The following is a 14,990-nucleotide window of genomic DNA, read 5'->3' as shown; positions in this document are numbered from 1 at the left end:
GACTGAACAAAAGGCCGCATGACAACCCATAGGTTTTCATGTGGCCTTTTGTTTTTGGCTTGCAGTGGCCTCGGTTGATCCACGACACTGTCGCACTTGCGTGAAGCTTTCATTTCGTTGGGGAGATGCCACCATGGCCCACGAACTCTATACCCGCACCAATCAGAAAATATATTTCGCCGGTCTGTCGCTCGAAGCGCTCACCAGGGCCGAAGACGGGCGTGCGATGAATTCCCCGGCGCTGCTCCAGGCAGGACGCGAGTCCGCACTGTTTCACCTGTACGGTGCGTTGTTGGGGTTGTGCCATGAAATCGCCGGTTTTTATCGCCTGCCACAAGCGAATGCCGCGCGGGCCGAGCTGCTGTTGACCCGCGAAGTGCTGGAAACCATCGCTATTCCAGAGTTGGCCGAAATGGTCGAACTGGCGCATAACCCGGAAACCTGGCTGGCGAAGCTCTTGGCGGCTCATGCGGCGCTGTTCGAGCCGCCACGGGCCCCTCGCAAGCCCAAGGGGGACGTGACCCAGCCGTTAATCGTTGCGGTCAATCTGGATGAGCAAGACCCCGAGCAAGAGTTGAGCCGGGAGGAGCTGGAGAGCTGGCGCCAGAACCTCAAGAGCTTGGCGATACGCTTTCGTGAAGGGTTGAACGAGTGCTGAGTTTCCCCTCGGCCCGTTACGTTCGTTGATAACGCTTGGTCAAGATCCCGAGCGGAGCCTGGCCGATGACTATATAATCCTCGCCTTTCGTGGAGAACAGACTTTTATGCCTACGTCCTTTCTAGAAATTGTCGAACTTCCTGATGGCCGCATCGAGCTGCGCAGGGCCGAGGACGAGGGTTCTCTGGTTACCTTGAACTTCTCCGAAGATGCCAAGGTATTCCTCCAGGGCCAACACGTCGAAGTCGCCAAGGCGATGTTGAGCGTGGGCGTCCAAATGGCAGGTCGCCTGGTTGAAGGCGAATTCAGCAAGGAAGAGGGGCCGCGGGTTCTTCACTGATCCCGTCTGTCGGCTTTTTGGATAGTGTGACTGTCCGGCTTCTCTATCATGGAGAAGCCCCGCGTTTGTCTTAGCCCAATCGAATATTCAGGCTTTGTGCGTCCCCGATGCGGGCGGCGCTGATCAACTGTTGCCGTGCCGTCGCGGTCAGCGGATTGAGCCAACTGACCACGGTGTGGCTACGGCCCAGGCGCAAGGCTTCGCAGGTCAACTGTTGGGCGCTTTGGGTGCCCCGCGGTTGCAACAACAGGATGCGTTCACGATTCAGGCCGGCGTCCCGCAGCCAGGCCTGGGTGACACTGGCCGGTGGGGCGATCAGCGTCAACCAGCGGGCATCCTGGTCCTGGCTGAGTTCTCGCAGAATCGGCGCCAGCAGGTTCAGGCAGTTTCCGGCCGCACCACGTAACGACAGTTCGCTGAAAGCCTCGGGTTCGACGCCCCAGGGCGACTCGATGACCTCTTTCAGGACTGGAACCAGCGGTTGGGCCATGAATGCCTCGAACAGCGGAAGTTGTGTGTGTTGTGGTGTGTGTGGGAACTGCATAAAGCCTCCTTTAGCGGCGAATGACGCCAACGCTCAAGCCTTCGATGACCAGGTCCTGATCTTTCAGGTTCACTTCGATGGGGGCGAACTCCGGGTTCTCAGCAATGAGCCAGACCTTGCTGCCGTCGCGCTTGAAACGCTTGACGGTCACCTCGTCGCCGATTCGCGCCACCACGATCTGGCCATTGCGGGCTTCGCGGGTGGTGTGGACGGCCAGGAGGTCACCGTCGAAGATACCGATGTCCTTCATGCTCATGCCGTGTACCCGAAGCAGGTAATCGGCCCTGGGATGAAAGAACGAAGGGTTGATGTTGCAGGACTCCTCGACATGCTGCTGGGCGAGGATCGGTGCGCCAGCGGCGACCCGGCCGATGATCGGCAGGGTGGTTTCGTCGGCCTTGGCTTCGAAGCCGGGGATACGAATGCCGCGGGATGCGCCCGGGGTCATTTCGATCGCACCCTTGCGCGCCAGCGCCTTGAGGTGTTCTTCAGCCGCGTTGGGCGACTTGAAACCCAGTTCCTGGGCGATTTCCGCACGGGTCGGCGGGTAGCCGTTGTCTTCGAGGCAGCGTTTGATGAAGGCCAGAATCTCTGCTTGGCGTGGCGTCAGCTTTAGCATATTGATCGCTCTGTCTTTTTATACAGTGACTGGGATTATATACAGTGGCCGCCGCTTGGCAATCCTCCTTTTTACGCAGGCCGCTGGACGGTCGGTCGGGTTGTTGGATAGGGCAGGGCTACCCCCTGTGAAAAGGTGTGGTTAAATACGTGACCGAGCGTTCGCAAAACGCCCCGGCAGGCTTGACAACCCCTAGGCTGAAACGTATGTTTCAAACAAGTGTTTGTCAGGCGGAGTAACCATGGCCCAGTCGGAAACCGTTGAACGCATTCTCGATGCTGCCGAGCAGTTGTTCGCGGAAAAAGGTTTCGCCGAAACCTCGTTGCGTCTGATCACCAGCAAGGCCGGGGTGAACCTGGCGGCGGTGAACTATCACTTCGGCTCGAAAAAAGCCCTGATCCAGGCGGTTTTCTCGCGGTTCCTCGGGCCCTTCTGCCTCAGTCTCGATCGCGAGCTGGAGCGGCGCCAGGCCAAGCCTGACGTCAAGCCGACCCTGGAAGAGCTGCTGGAAATCCTGGTCGAGCAAGCCCTCGTCGTGCAGCCCCGTAGCGGTAACGACCTGTCCATTTTCATGCGCCTGCTGGGCCTGGCCTTCAGCCAGAGCCAGGGTCACCTGCGGCGTTACCTGGAAGACATGTACGGCAAGGTTTTCCGTCGCTACATGCTGCTGGTCAACGAAGCCGCACCGCGCATCCCACCCATCGAGTTGTTCTGGCGAGTGCACTTCATGCTCGGTGCCGCGGCGTTCAGCATGTCCGGGATCAAGGCGTTGCGGGCCATCGCTGAAACCGATTTTGGCGTGAACACGTCAATTGAGCAGGTGATGCGCTTGATGGTGCCGTTCCTGGCGGCCGGCATGCGTGCCGAAAGCGGCGTCACCGATGAGGCCATGGCGGCCGCGCAACTGCGTCCACGCAGCAAATCGACGCCGGCGCTGGCCAAGGCTTGAGTGCACGGGTGGGCGCGGCTGCCCACATCCGCTAAGCTAGCCGCCCATGCCGACTCTCGTTTCGAACCCGTTCCATTCTTTAGTGCATGACCGCGACTTGCCGGGCTTCGGGCCTGGCGGTGTGGTCATGCCTGTGCCACCGCGCGGGTTCATCGTTATTAAGGAAATGCTATGACTGCTGGCCTGCAAGGCTCGTTGATGGTGGACGTCGCCGGTACCTGGCTGACGGCCGAAGATCGCCACCTGTTGCGCCAGCCTGAGGTAGGCGGCCTGATCATCTTTGCCCGCAATATCGAGCATCCGCGGCAAGTGCGAGAGTTGAGCGCGTCGATTCGCGCCATCCGTCCCGACCTTCTATTGGCCGTGGACCAGGAAGGTGGCCGTGTTCAGCGGCTGCGCCAGGGGTTTGTACGGTTGCCGGCGATGCGGGCGATCGCCGACAACCCGAATGCCGAATACCTGGCCGAGCAGTGCGGCTGGATCATGGCCACTGAGGTGTTGGCGGTCGGTCTCGACTTGAGTTTTGCCCCGGTGCTGGACCTCGACTACCAGCGCAGCGCCGTCGTCGGCAGTCGTTCCTTCGAAGGCGACCCCGAGCGCGCGGCGTTGCTGGCCGGTGCCTTTATCCGCGGCATGAACGCTGCCGGGATGGCTGCCACCGGCAAGCACTTCCCGGGGCATGGCTGGGCCGAAGCCGATTCCCATGTGGCGATTCCGACCGATGAACGCAGCCTCGAACAGATTCGCGCCAACGACTTGGTGCCGTTCGCCAAACTGAGCAAGCAGCTCGCGGCGGTCATGCCGGCTCATGTCATTTATCCCCAGGTTGACGCCAATCCAGCCGGCTTTTCCCGACGCTGGCTGCAGGACATCCTGCGCGGTGAGTTGCAATTCGATGGCGTGATCTTCAGTGATGATCTGTCGATGGCCGGCGCCCATGTGGTGGGGGATGCCGCCAGCCGTATAGAGGCCGCTTTGACGGCGGGTTGTGACATGGGCCTGGTGTGCAACGACCGCGCCGCCGCGGAGTTGGCCTTGAGCGCCGCCCAGCGCCTGAAGGTCAAGCCTTCGGCGCGGATCGCTCGCATGCGCGGCCAGGCCTACGCGTGCACGGAATACCGCCAGGACCCTCGCTGGCTGGCGGCGCTCGGCGCGCTGCGGGCTGCCCAACTGATTGATTAGCGCTGAGCAGTGTGGCCGCAACTCCCCTGTGGGAGCGAGCTTGCTCGCGATGACGGCCGCACAGTCAACATCTGCGTCAACTGAACCACCGCTATCGCGAGCAAGCTCGCTCCCACAGTGGAAGTGTGGTGGACATCAGGTTATGTGAACGCCGCAACTTCCCTGTGGGAGCGAGCTTGCTCGCGATGACGGCCGCACAGCCAACATCTGCGCCAACTGAACCACCGCTATCGCGAGCAAGCTCGGCTCCCACAGTGGAAGTGTGGTGGACATCAGGTTTTGTGAGCGCCGCAACTCCCCTGTGGGAGCCGAGCTTGCTCGCGATGACGGCCGCACAGCCAACATCTGCGCCAACTGAATCACCGCTATCGCGAGCAAGCTCGGCTCCCACAGTGGAAGTGTGGTGGACATCAGGTTATGTGAGCGCCGCAACTTCCCTGTGGGAGCGAGCTTGCTCGCGATGACGGCCGCACAGTCAACATCTGCGCCAACTGAACCACCGCTATCGCGAGCAAGCTCGGCTCCCACAGTGGAAGTGTGGTGGACATCAGGTTTTGTGAACGCCGCAACTCCCCTGTGGGAGCCGAGCTTGCTCGCGATGACGGCCGCACAGCCAACATCTGCGCCAACTGAACCACCGCTATCGCGAGCAAGCTCGGCTCCCACAAGAATTGAGGAGCGTCAGCGCTTTTCCAGCTTTTCCGGCAGCGGCGCGAACAGTGCCTCGATATCGTCGTTCTGCAATTTCCAATCTCCGGCCACGCGTCCGTCCAGCACGCCGGCTGCGAGGTCGGACTTTTCCTTCTGCAGCAGCTGGATCTTCTCTTCCACCGTGCCTCGGGCAATCAGCTTGTAGACGAATACCGGTTTTTCCTGGCCGATGCGATAGGCGCGGTCGGTGGCCTGGTTTTCGGTGGCCGGGTTCCACCACGGGTCGTAGTGAATCACCGTGTCGGCCTCGGTCAGGTTCAGGCCTACACCCCCGGCCTTCAGGCTGATCAGAAAGATCTGACGCTTGCCACTCTGGAATTCCTTGACGGGCGTGCGTCGGTCCCGGGTCTGGCCGGTCAGGATCGCGTACTCGACGCCGCGCTTCTTCAGCTCATCTTCAATCAGCGCCAACATGGAGGTGAACTGGGAAAACAGCAGCACCCGACGGCCTTCTTCAAACAGCTCGTCGAGCATTTCCATCAGGCTGTCGAGCTTGCCCGACGTGCTGCCTCGGGCGGGCAAGGCGGCGTCGTTGAGCAGACGTAGATCGCAGCACACCTGGCGCAGCTTGAGCAGCGCCTCGAGAATGATGATCTGGCTGCGGGCCACGCCTTTGCGGGTGATCTCGTCGCGGACCTTCTTGTCCATCGCCAGGCGCATGGTTTCGTAGACGTCCCGCTGGGCATCGCTGAGCTCGACCCAATGGATGATTTCGGTCTTGGGCGGCAACTCCGTCGCCACTTGCTCCTTGGTCCGGCGCAGCAGGAAAGGTTTTATCCGACCGTTGAGGTGCTGCAGTCGTACATCGCTGCCGCGCTTTTCGATCGGTACGCGGTAATCGCGGTTGAAGCTCTTGACGTCCCCGAGCCAGCCCGGCAAAAGGAAGTGAAACAACGACCACAGCTCGCCCAGGTGATTTTCCAGGGGCGTGCCGGACAGGCACAGCCGCTGGCGGGCGTTCAGTTCCCGGGCGGCCTGGGCGGCTTTGCTGGTGGGATTCTTGATGTACTGGGCTTCGTCGAGGATCAGCACGTGCAATGGCTGTGCGGCCAGGCGCTCGACATCCTTGGGTAGCAGGGCATAGGTGGTGAGGACCAGGTCGTAATCGGCCAGTCGTTCGAAATGCTTTTTGCGCCCGGCACCATACAGGGCCAGTACCTTGAGTTGCGGCGTGAAGTGAGCTGCCTCGTCGAGCCAGTTGGGAATCAGGCTGGTGGGCATCACCACCATGCACGGGCGATCGAGGCGCCCGGCGTTTTTCTCACTGAGGATGTGCGCCAGGGTCTGTAGGGTTTTGCCCAGGCCCATGTCATCCGCGAGGATGCCGCCGACTTCCAGCTGCCTGAGCGATTGCATCCAGCTCAAGCCTTCGAGTTGATAAGGCCGCAGCGTCGCGTTCAGGCCTTCCGGCGCGGTGGTGGTGTAATCCTTGATGTCCCGCAGGCGCTGGGCCAGGCCGCGAATGTGTTCGCCGCCTTCCCAGGTCAGCGGCATGTCCTGCAGCGGGTTCAGGCGCAAGGCGTCCGCGCTGTTGAGGCGCAGTCTGGTGGTGCCGGGTTCTTGCAGGTAGAACTCGCCCAGGGTCGCCAGCACCGGTTTCAGCCGGCCGTAGGGCAGGGCCACTTGCTGCGGGCCGAACTCCGAGTTCGGGCGGTTGGGCAGGTTGACCAGAATCAGTTCATCGTCCCGGCGTCTGGCCAGGCGTTCCGGGTTGAACAATTCGATGTGCGAGCGCATCAGGTTCAACAGGATCGGCAGCAGGCTCAGACGCTCGCCGTTGACGATGATCCCCAGTTCCAGGTCGAACCAATCCCGTTCCGGTGTTTCCTCCACCGTGGCGTACCACTCGTCCACCGCCGTCAGGTCGAAGCCGAAATCCTCGTCGATCTGCAATTCCCAGCCCTGGGTGCGCAGTTTCGGCAGGTCGTTGAGGGTGAACGTCAGCCAGGCACTGTCGTTGACCATTTCGTACAGTTCACCGGCGCTTTCCGGCAGGGCCTTGCTTTGTCGGGTCGCGACCTTGAAGCCGAGGATTCGTAGTTGTTCGCGGTAGGACTGCTCCACATCGGTGTGGCGTTTTATCCGCAACGTCTGGGTTTCCTGGCGAATCAATACGTCGGTGTTGCGCTGGCCGCTGACGTACTCGTCCAGATAGCTGAAGGACAGGGCGGCGCGGTGTTGGATGTAGCGCTGCATCTTGCCGTTGCGTGGCTCGAAGGCACTGAACTCGATACTGGCCAGCCAGAGGCGCGGCACCGGCTGCACGTTGTCCACCAGCACTTGGGGCGGGGCCTTGGGGCTGCGGTTGTCCAGCACCGACTGGAGTTTCTCCAGCAAGTGGGCGTCTTTTTCGGCGGCCGGGTAGGCCAGGGTTTCCTGGACTTGCAGCAATACCGCCGCGCAGTGTTTGCAGTTGATGCGCACCGGACACGAGCACGCGGCTTCGAGCAGAATCAGCGTGCCCTTGGCTGACTCTTTAAGGCGAATGGTTTGACGGTAGACGTTACCGCCAGAGCCTTCGCAACTGGCGGTGATGGTGCTGTCGCCGGCCTCGACGATCCTGACGCGGTTTTCCAGCGCGTAACGGCGCCCGCGCTCCAGGCTCTGTTCCTTGAATCGATTGACCCAGGAAGGTGCCAGGGGTTTGCTCAGGGGCGAGGGCATAAGCGCGCCAATCAGTCCGGAATGACTTCAGGTGCCTGCCTTGGCGCGGGCGCGGTCAACGAGGTGATCTTGATCAGCAGGCCGAGGTGACCGTTGTCGAGGAAGTTCAGTTGGCCATTCTTGGTATGGCTCTGCTGTTTGAGGCGCTCGCTGGCGGTGACCAGGCCATTGGTGTCGATCTGGTTGATCCAGAAATCGGCATCCACGTCGGTGAAACGGCCCAGTTTCAGCTCCAGGGTGCCCTCGATGGGGAATTGCCCGAACTGTTCGGCGCCGTCGCTGATGGCGACTTTGCGGCCCTGTTCACCGAGGGTCTGTTGCCAGGCCTTGTGCATCAATACCGTGTATTGGCCGCTGGCGGTGAGTTTCTCGACGATGTTGCCCAGGGCCGGCGTGCGCTGGCTGTCCGCGCCCAGGCGTTGCGCGCCGGCGTCCCAGTCTTCCGGCGCGGCGCGGCTGACAATCGCCGGCTCGGCGTTCTGACGCACCAGAATCATTTCAACCTGATACAGGTCATCGGCAAACGCCAAGGGAGCGACCAGAGTCAACAACAAGGTCAGTGAGCGAAACAGGCGCATGGGGCGTCCTTCAAGCAGTGGTCGGAGTGAGGCGCTCGAACAGCGCTTCTACGGTATTGAAACGCTCTTCCGCGCGTTCCATGGGCACCATGAATTTGAACATCGTGGCACCTTCGAACTTGTAGCGTTTGGGCTGGCCCTGGATCAACTTGATCAGCACCAACGGGTCGACCGGGGTCTGGGCCTCGAACTCGATCCGACCGCCGTTGGGGCCGCCATCGACTTTCTTGATGCCCAGTTGCTCGGCCTTGAGCTTGAGCAACGTGGTGCGCACCAGGTTCTTGGTCGGTTCCGGCAGCAGGCCGAAGCGGTCGATCATTTCCACTTGCAGGTCCTTGAGGCCTTCCTCGTCGCTGGCCGAGGCGATGCGTTTGTAGAGAATCAGCCGTGCGTGGACATCCGGCAGGTAGTCTTCCGGGATCAATGCCGGCACTCGCAGGTTGATTTCCGGCCCGCCGCCCAGGGGTTGATCGAGGTTCGGCTGTTCGCCCTTGCGGATCGACTTGACCGCCCGTTCGAGCATTTCCATGTACAAGGTGAAGCCGACGGCCTGGATCTGGCCGCTCTGGCCGTCGCCGAGCAACTCGCCGGCGCCACGGATTTCCAGGTCGTTGGTGGCCAGCACGAAGCCGGCGCCGAGGTCCTGGGTATTGGCGATGGCTTCCAGGCGTTTTTCCGCATCCGGGGTGATCTGCTGGCGCGGTGGCGTCAACAGGTAGGCATAGGCCTGGTGATGGCTACGACCGACCCTGCCGCGCAACTGGTGCAACTGGGCCAGGCCAAATTTGTCGGCGCGCTCGATGATGATGGTGTTGGCGCTCGGCACGTCGATGCCGGTCTCGATGATGGTCGAGGCAATCAGCACGTTGAAGCGCTTGTGGTAGAAGTCGCTCATCACTTGTTCGAGTTCACGTTCGCGCATCTGCCCGTGGCCGATACCGATGCGCGCTTCCGGCACCAGTTCGGCCAGGTCGGCGGCGCACTTCTCGATGGTCTTCACGTCGTTGTGCAGGTAATAGACCTGGCCGCCACGCAGCAACTCACGCAGCAGGGCTTCCTTGACCGTGCTTTTATTCTGCTCCATGACAAAGGTGCGCACCGACAGGCGCCGGGCCGGCGGCGTGGCGATGATCGACAGGTCACGCATGCCCGACACCGCCATGTTCAGCGTGCGCGGAATCGGCGTGGCGGTCAGGGTCAGGATGTCGACCTCGCTGCGCAGGGCCTTGAGCTGTTCTTTCTGGCGCACGCCAAAACGGTGCTCTTCATCGATGATCACCAGCCCCAGGTTCTTGATCTTCACGTCGTCCTGCAGCAGCTTGTGCGTGCCGATGACGATGTCGATCTTGCCCTCGGCCAGCTCGGCTACGGCGGCGTTCACTTCCTTGGTGGATTTGAAGCGGCTCATCACTTCCACGGTCACCGGCCAGTCAGCGAAGCGGTCGCGGAAACTGTTGTAGTGCTGCTGGGCGAGCAGGGTGGTCGGAACCAGGATCGCCACCTGCTTGCCGCCGTGCACGGCAATGAACGCGGCGCGCATCGCCACTTCGGTCTTGCCGAAGCCCACGTCGCCACACACCAGCCGATCCATGGGCTTGGGCGCGAGCATGTCGGCGCGCACGGCTTCGATGGTGGTCTGCTGGTCGACGGTTTCTTCGAACGGGAAGCCGGCGCTGAAGGTTTCGTAATCGGCTTTCGGATCGGCGAAGGCATAGCCCTCGCGGGCCGCTCGACGGGCGTAGATATCGAGCAGTTCGGCGGCCACGTCGCGCACCTGTTCGGCCGCCTTGCGCTTGGCTTTCTGCCAGGTTTCCGAGCCCAGGCGATGCAGCGGGGCGAGGGCGTCATCGCTGCCGGTGTAGCGGGCGATCAGGTGCAGGTTCGCCACCGGCACGTAGAGCTTGGCGCCCTCGGCGTATTCCAGGGTCAGGAACTCGGCGGCCTGGTTGTCGATTTCCAGTGTCGCCAGGCCCAGGTAGCGGCCTACACCGTGGTCGATGTGCACCACGGGCGCGCCTTCGCGCAGCTCGGTGAGGTTCTTGATGACGGCGTCGTTGGTGGCGTCGGCGCGTTTCTCGCGACGGCGACGCTGCATGACGCGTTGGCCGAACAAAGGACTTTCCGCTACCAGTGCCAGGGCCGGTTCGTCCAGGACCAGGCCGTCGTTCAACGGCGCGATGGTGATCGCAAGGCGATCCTTGCCGGCGACGAAGTCCGGCCAGCTGTCGACGGTCTTCGGTCGCAGCTTCAGGCGTTCGAGCAGTTCCAGCAGCACTTCGCGACGACCGGCGGATTCGGCGGTGAACAAGACGCGGCCGGGGAAAGCATCGAGAAAGCCCGCCAGTGCCGCCAATGGCTGCGTGGCCTTGGCTTCGATGGCCAGGTCCGGCAACGCCTTGGCCGGGAAACGTTCACGGCCGACGCCGGTTTCCACGTCCTGCTGGCTTGCTACCACCCGCGGCCAGCTCTTGAGGCGGGCAAAGCAGTCTTCCACCGGCAGGAACAGTTCGGCCGGCGGCAATAAAGGCCGGGAAGGATCGACGCGACGCTCTTCGTAGCGGTTGCGCACGTCGTTCCAGAAATTTTCCGCTGCTTGCTCGATGCCCGGCAGGGAAAACACCTGGGTGTCCTGGGGCAGGTAATCGAACAGGGTCGAGGTTTCTTCGAAAAACAGCGGCAGGTAGTACTCGATACCGGCGGGGGTGATCCCGCTGCTCAGGTCCTGGAAGATCGGGCAGCGCCGGAAATCCACATCGAAGCGCTCGCGAAAGCGTGCCTTGAAGCGGGTCACGGCGTCTTTTTGCAGCGGGAACTCCTTGGCCGGCAACAGGCGGATCGACTGCACTTTGTCGATGGAGCGCTGGTTTTCCGGGTCGAAGGTGCGCAGGGTCTCGATTTCGTCATCGAACAGGTCGATGCGATACGGCAGTTTGCTGCCCATCGGGAACAGGTCGATCAAGGCGCCCCGCACCGCGAACTCGCCGTGCTCGTACACCGTGTCGACGCAACGATAGCCACTGGCCTCGAGGCGGGTGCGCATTTGCTCGACATCGAGCTTCTGGCCGATGTCCAGCACCAGGCTGCTGCCGAGCAGGAATTGGGTCGGTGCCAGGCGATGTAGGGCCGTGGTGATCGGCACTACCAAAACGCCATGACTGAGCTCCGGCAGCCGATAAAGGCTGGCAATTCGCTGGGAAATGATGTCCTGATGCGGCGAAAACAGATCGTAGGGCAGGGTTTCCCAGTCCGGGAAATGCAAGACCGGCAAATCCGGAGCGAAGAAACTCAGTTCCTGTTCCAACCGTTCGGCACTTTGGCTGTCGGCGGTCAGCAGCAGGGTAAAACGCTTTGCAGCGCTGGCAGCCTCGGCGATGGCCAGGCTCAGGGCGGCACCGGGCAGGTTGCCCCAGTGCTGTTTACCTGCCGCGGCAGGGAGAAGCGGAAGACGCAGAACGGGCACGGAAGATTGAGCTCCAGCATTGCGACAAAGTCGACAATTGTAGCGGGGGAAGGGGGCTGCTGTCAGTCGCAGACTACCCTGGCAGGCAGGAAAACCACGGCGCGACGGGCGCGCATTGCTCCGCCGAGGACTCGGCGGCATAATGTAGCCCCTTTTTTCAGCCCCTACATGTGGAAGGTTACCGTGACTCAGAAGCCCGACCAGTGTCTTGGTGAATGGATTGATCGTGAAGCGCTCGCCGAAGCGATGATCCCTCTCATCGGTCAGCTCTACCGCAATAACAACGTGGTGAGCTCGATCTATGGCCGCAGCCTGATCAACCAGTCTGTCATCGCGATCCTCAAAGCCCACCGCTTTGCTCGCCACCGTTCTTCCGACGACAGCGAACTCTCCGTCCACGAAACATTCCCTCTGCTCAAGGCCATGAGCGAGCTCAAGCTCGGCGCGGCTTCGGTGGACCTGGGCAAGTTGGCGTTCAAATTCCGCAACGAAGGCAATGGCCGCAGCGCCGAGCAGTTCGTGCGTGAAGAGATGGCTGATGTGGTTGGCCAGCAGAACGTTTCGGCTCGCAAAGGCACTGACGTGGTCCTGTACGGCTTCGGTCGTATCGGCCGTCTGCTGGCGCGCATCCTGATCGAAAAAACCGGTGGCGGCGACGGCCTGCGCCTGCGGGCCATCGTGGTGCGCAAGGGCGCCGAGAACGACCTGACCAAGCGTGCCAGCCTGCTGCGTCGCGATTCGGTCCATGGTTCGTTCAACGGCACCATCACCATCGACGAAGAAAACAACACCATCACCGCCAACGGCAACCTGATCCAGGTGATCTACGCGAAGAACCCGACCGAGGTGGACTACACCCAGTACGGGATCAAGGATGCGCTGCTGGTGGACAACACTGGTGTATGGCGTGACGCCGACGGCCTGGGCCAGCACCTGGCCTGCCCGGGTGTCGACCGCGTTGTCCTGACCGCGCCTGGCAAGGGCAAGCTGAAGAACATCGTTCACGGCATCAACCACGGCGAAATCACCGCTGACGACAAGATCGTCTCCGCCGCCTCTTGCACCACCAACGCCATCGTGCCGGTGCTCAAGGCTGTGAACGACAAGTTCGGCATCGTCAACGGGCACGTTGAGACAGTTCACTCGTACACCAACGACCAGAACCTGATCGACAACTTCCACAAGGGCGATCGCCGTGGCCGCAGCGCCGCGCTGAACATGGTCATCACCGAGACCGGTGCCGCCACCGCCGCCGCCAAGGCTCTGCCTGAACTGGCCGGCAAGCTGACCGGCAACGCGATCCGCGTGCCAACGCCGAACGTGTCGATGGCCATTCTCAACCTGAACCTTGAGAAAGCCGCCACCCGTGAAGAGATGAACGAGTACCTGCGCTACATGGCGCTGCACTCCGAGCTGCATAAGCAGATCGACTTCGTCAATTCCCAGGAAGTGGTGTCCACCGACTTCGTGGGCTCGCGCCACGCCGGTGTCGTGGATGCTGAAGCCACCATCAGCCAAGACAACCGCGTTGTCCTGTACGTCTGGTACGACAACGAATTCGGTTACAGCTGCCAGGTGGTTCGCGTGATGGAAGACATGGCCGGTGTAAACCCGCCTGCGTTCCCGCGCTAAGCTTTAGCCGCAGATGAAAACGCCCCGACTTGTCGGGGCGTTTTTTTTGTCTGGGTTTTGTGTTGCTTGGTCTGGCCTCATCGCGAGCAAGCTCGCTCCCACAGTTGACCGAGTTGCTGCTGATGTATGCGGTCCAATGTGGGAGCGAGCTTGCTCGCGATAGCGATCGATCAGGCGCCGCCGACCACCGAGGCCTGCGCCGTCCGCAGTTCATGCCGATTGCCCTTGAACAACACCAGGGTCGCAATCAACCCCAGCACCGCCGCACCACTGAGCCAGATCCCTGGCGCTGCCTTGTTATCCAGCACATGAATCAGATAAGTACAGGCCGCCGGGGTGAACCCGCCGAACGTCGCTGTCGCCAGACTGTAGGCCAGGGAAAAACCGGTGGTGCGCACCTCGACCGGCATGATTTCCGTCAAGGCCACCACCATGGCACCGTTGTACGATCCATACAGGAACGACAACCACAGCTCGACGATCAGCAAATGGCTGAAGCTGGGGTTCGCCACCAGCCAGGACAGCGCCGGATAAGCGGTCAGGATCGCCAGGATCGTCGCACCGAGCAGCAGGGGTTTGCGTCCGATCTTGTCGGAAAACGCCCCCATCACAGGCAGCCAGAAAAAATTCGACAAGCCGATGCACACCGTGACCAGCAACGCATCCAGGTCCGACAGGTTCAACTCGGCCTTGCCGAAGGTCGGTGTGTAGGCGGTGATCAGGTAGAACGACACGGTGGTCATCACCACCAGCGCCATACCGGCCAGGACAATTCCGAAGTTCTGACCGATGGAACGGACAATTTCCGACAGACTGGGACGATGTTTTCGCGCTTGGAACTCAGGTGTTTCTTCCAGCGAGCGACGGATCATGAAGATGGCCGGGACAATCATGCAGCCCACCAGGAACGGTACGCGCCAGCCCCAGTCGCCCATCTCCTGGGGGCTCAGCCAGTGATTGAGACCGACCCCCAGCAGGCCGGCAAACACCACGGCCGCTTGTTGGCTGGCGGATTGCCAACTGACAAAGAAACCCTTGCGCCCCGGCGTGGAAATTTCCGCCAGGTAAACCGACACGCCGCCCAGTTCCACGCCAGCGGAGAAGCCTTGCAGCAATCGGCCCAGCAGTACCAGCAAGGGTGCCGCCACGCCGAGGACGGCGTAGCCTGGCACGCAGGCGATCAGTATGGTGCCCATGGCCATCAGCGCCAGGGTGATGATCAAGCCTTTGCGGCGGCCGTGGCGGTCGATGTAGGCGCCGAGAAAAATCGCCCCCAGGGGACGCATCAGGAACCCGGCACCGAACGTGGCCAGGGACAGCATCAGCGAGGCGAACGCGCTGTCGGCGGGGAAGAACGTCTTGGCGATGGCCGTGGCGTAGAAGCCATAGACCATGAAGTCGAACATCTCCAGGAAGTTGCCGCTGACAACGCGAAAAATCGCCTTGCCGTTGCTCGTATTGGAAGACATGGATAGGTACTCACTCTGGCAAATCTTGTATGAAGTGCGCTGCACTCCTGTGGGAGCCTTGTAGAAACCTTGGAACCTTGGAACCTTGGAACCTTGGAATCTTGGAATCTTGGAATCTGGGAGTCTGTGGGAGCAAAGCTTGCTCGCGATTAACGATGACGCGGTCTTGCAGCTAAACCGTGTC

At 61.5% G+C, this 14,990-nt stretch carries 11 protein-coding genes; 5 read left to right on the top strand and 6 right to left on the bottom strand.

The features are described from left to right. Positions 1-133: 133 nt before the first annotated feature. Positions 134-658: a DUF6586 family protein gene (locus AB4N80_RS24870; RefSeq protein ID WP_122567942.1), complete on the top strand. Its 525-nt coding sequence runs from the start codon at positions 134-136 to the stop codon at positions 656-658. A 106-nt stretch (positions 659-764) separates the two neighbouring features. Beyond that, positions 765-998, top strand: coding sequence for a hypothetical protein (locus tag AB4N80_RS24865; protein WP_122568400.1), 234 nt, complete (start codon positions 765-767; stop codon positions 996-998). Between the two features lie 70 nt (positions 999-1,068). On the opposite strand, the gene sulA is transcribed toward AB4N80_RS24865, so the two are convergent. Beyond that, positions 1,069-1,542 (bottom strand): SOS-induced cell division inhibitor SulA, encoded by a 474-nt coding sequence (gene sulA, locus AB4N80_RS24860; RefSeq protein ID WP_122567943.1) that lies wholly within the window; start codon positions 1,540-1,542, stop codon positions 1,069-1,071. Between the two features lie 10 nt (positions 1,543-1,552). Continuing rightward, a complete protein-coding gene (lexA, locus tag AB4N80_RS24855) occupies positions 1,553-2,161 on the bottom strand; it encodes a transcriptional repressor LexA (RefSeq protein WP_003199651.1) in 609 nt (202 codons plus the stop codon). Positions 2,162-2,402: 241 nt separating this feature from the next. Here lexA and AB4N80_RS24850 point away from each other — a divergent pair, with 241 nt between their 5' ends. Next, positions 2,403-3,110, top strand: coding sequence for a TetR/AcrR family transcriptional regulator (locus tag AB4N80_RS24850; protein ID WP_013692622.1), 708 nt, complete (start codon positions 2,403-2,405; stop codon positions 3,108-3,110). 183 nt (positions 3,111-3,293) lie between these two features. After that, complete coding sequence (gene nagZ / locus AB4N80_RS24845) at positions 3,294-4,292, top strand: beta-N-acetylhexosaminidase (protein ID WP_205929653.1); 999 nt, start codon at positions 3,294-3,296, stop codon at positions 4,290-4,292. A gap of 681 nt (positions 4,293-4,973) precedes the next feature. Here nagZ and AB4N80_RS24840 read toward each other — a convergent pair. From AB4N80_RS24840 to mfd, 3 genes are read right to left on the bottom strand one after another with little or no spacing between them, the layout of a single operon-like run. Further along, the gene (locus tag AB4N80_RS24840) at positions 4,974-7,667 is read right to left on the bottom strand and encodes an SNF2-related protein (RefSeq protein WP_122567945.1); all 2,694 of its coding nucleotides are present in this window, start codon (positions 7,665-7,667) and stop codon (positions 4,974-4,976) included. An 11-nt stretch (positions 7,668-7,678) separates the two neighbouring features. Continuing rightward, positions 7,679-8,245 carry a CsiV family protein gene (locus tag AB4N80_RS24835; RefSeq protein ID WP_354336750.1) on the bottom strand — a complete coding sequence of 189 codons (567 nt, stop codon included), beginning with the start codon at positions 8,243-8,245 and terminating at the stop codon, positions 7,679-7,681. Positions 8,246-8,255: 10 nt separating this feature from the next. Continuing rightward, on the bottom strand, positions 8,256-11,705 hold the full coding sequence (gene mfd / locus AB4N80_RS24830) for a transcription-repair coupling factor (protein ID WP_122567947.1): 3,450 nt from the start codon (positions 11,703-11,705) through the stop codon (positions 8,256-8,258). A gap of 168 nt (positions 11,706-11,873) precedes the next feature. Here mfd and AB4N80_RS24825 point away from each other — a divergent pair, with 168 nt between their 5' ends. Then, complete coding sequence (locus AB4N80_RS24825; protein WP_122567948.1) at positions 11,874-13,337, top strand: glyceraldehyde-3-phosphate dehydrogenase; 1,464 nt, start codon at positions 11,874-11,876, stop codon at positions 13,335-13,337. Between the two features lie 170 nt (positions 13,338-13,507). On the opposite strand, the gene tcuC is transcribed toward AB4N80_RS24825, so the two are convergent. Continuing rightward, positions 13,508-14,806, bottom strand: a complete 1,299-nt coding sequence (tcuC, locus tag AB4N80_RS24820) for an MFS transporter (RefSeq protein WP_122567949.1) — start codon at positions 14,804-14,806, stop codon at positions 13,508-13,510. Positions 14,807-14,990: the final 184 nt, after the last annotated feature.

Source organism: Pseudomonas sp. H3_A02 (assembly GCF_054671965.1).
The sequence above is the reverse complement of the archived record's forward strand: the minus strand, read 5'-3'. Positions and strand labels throughout refer to the sequence as shown.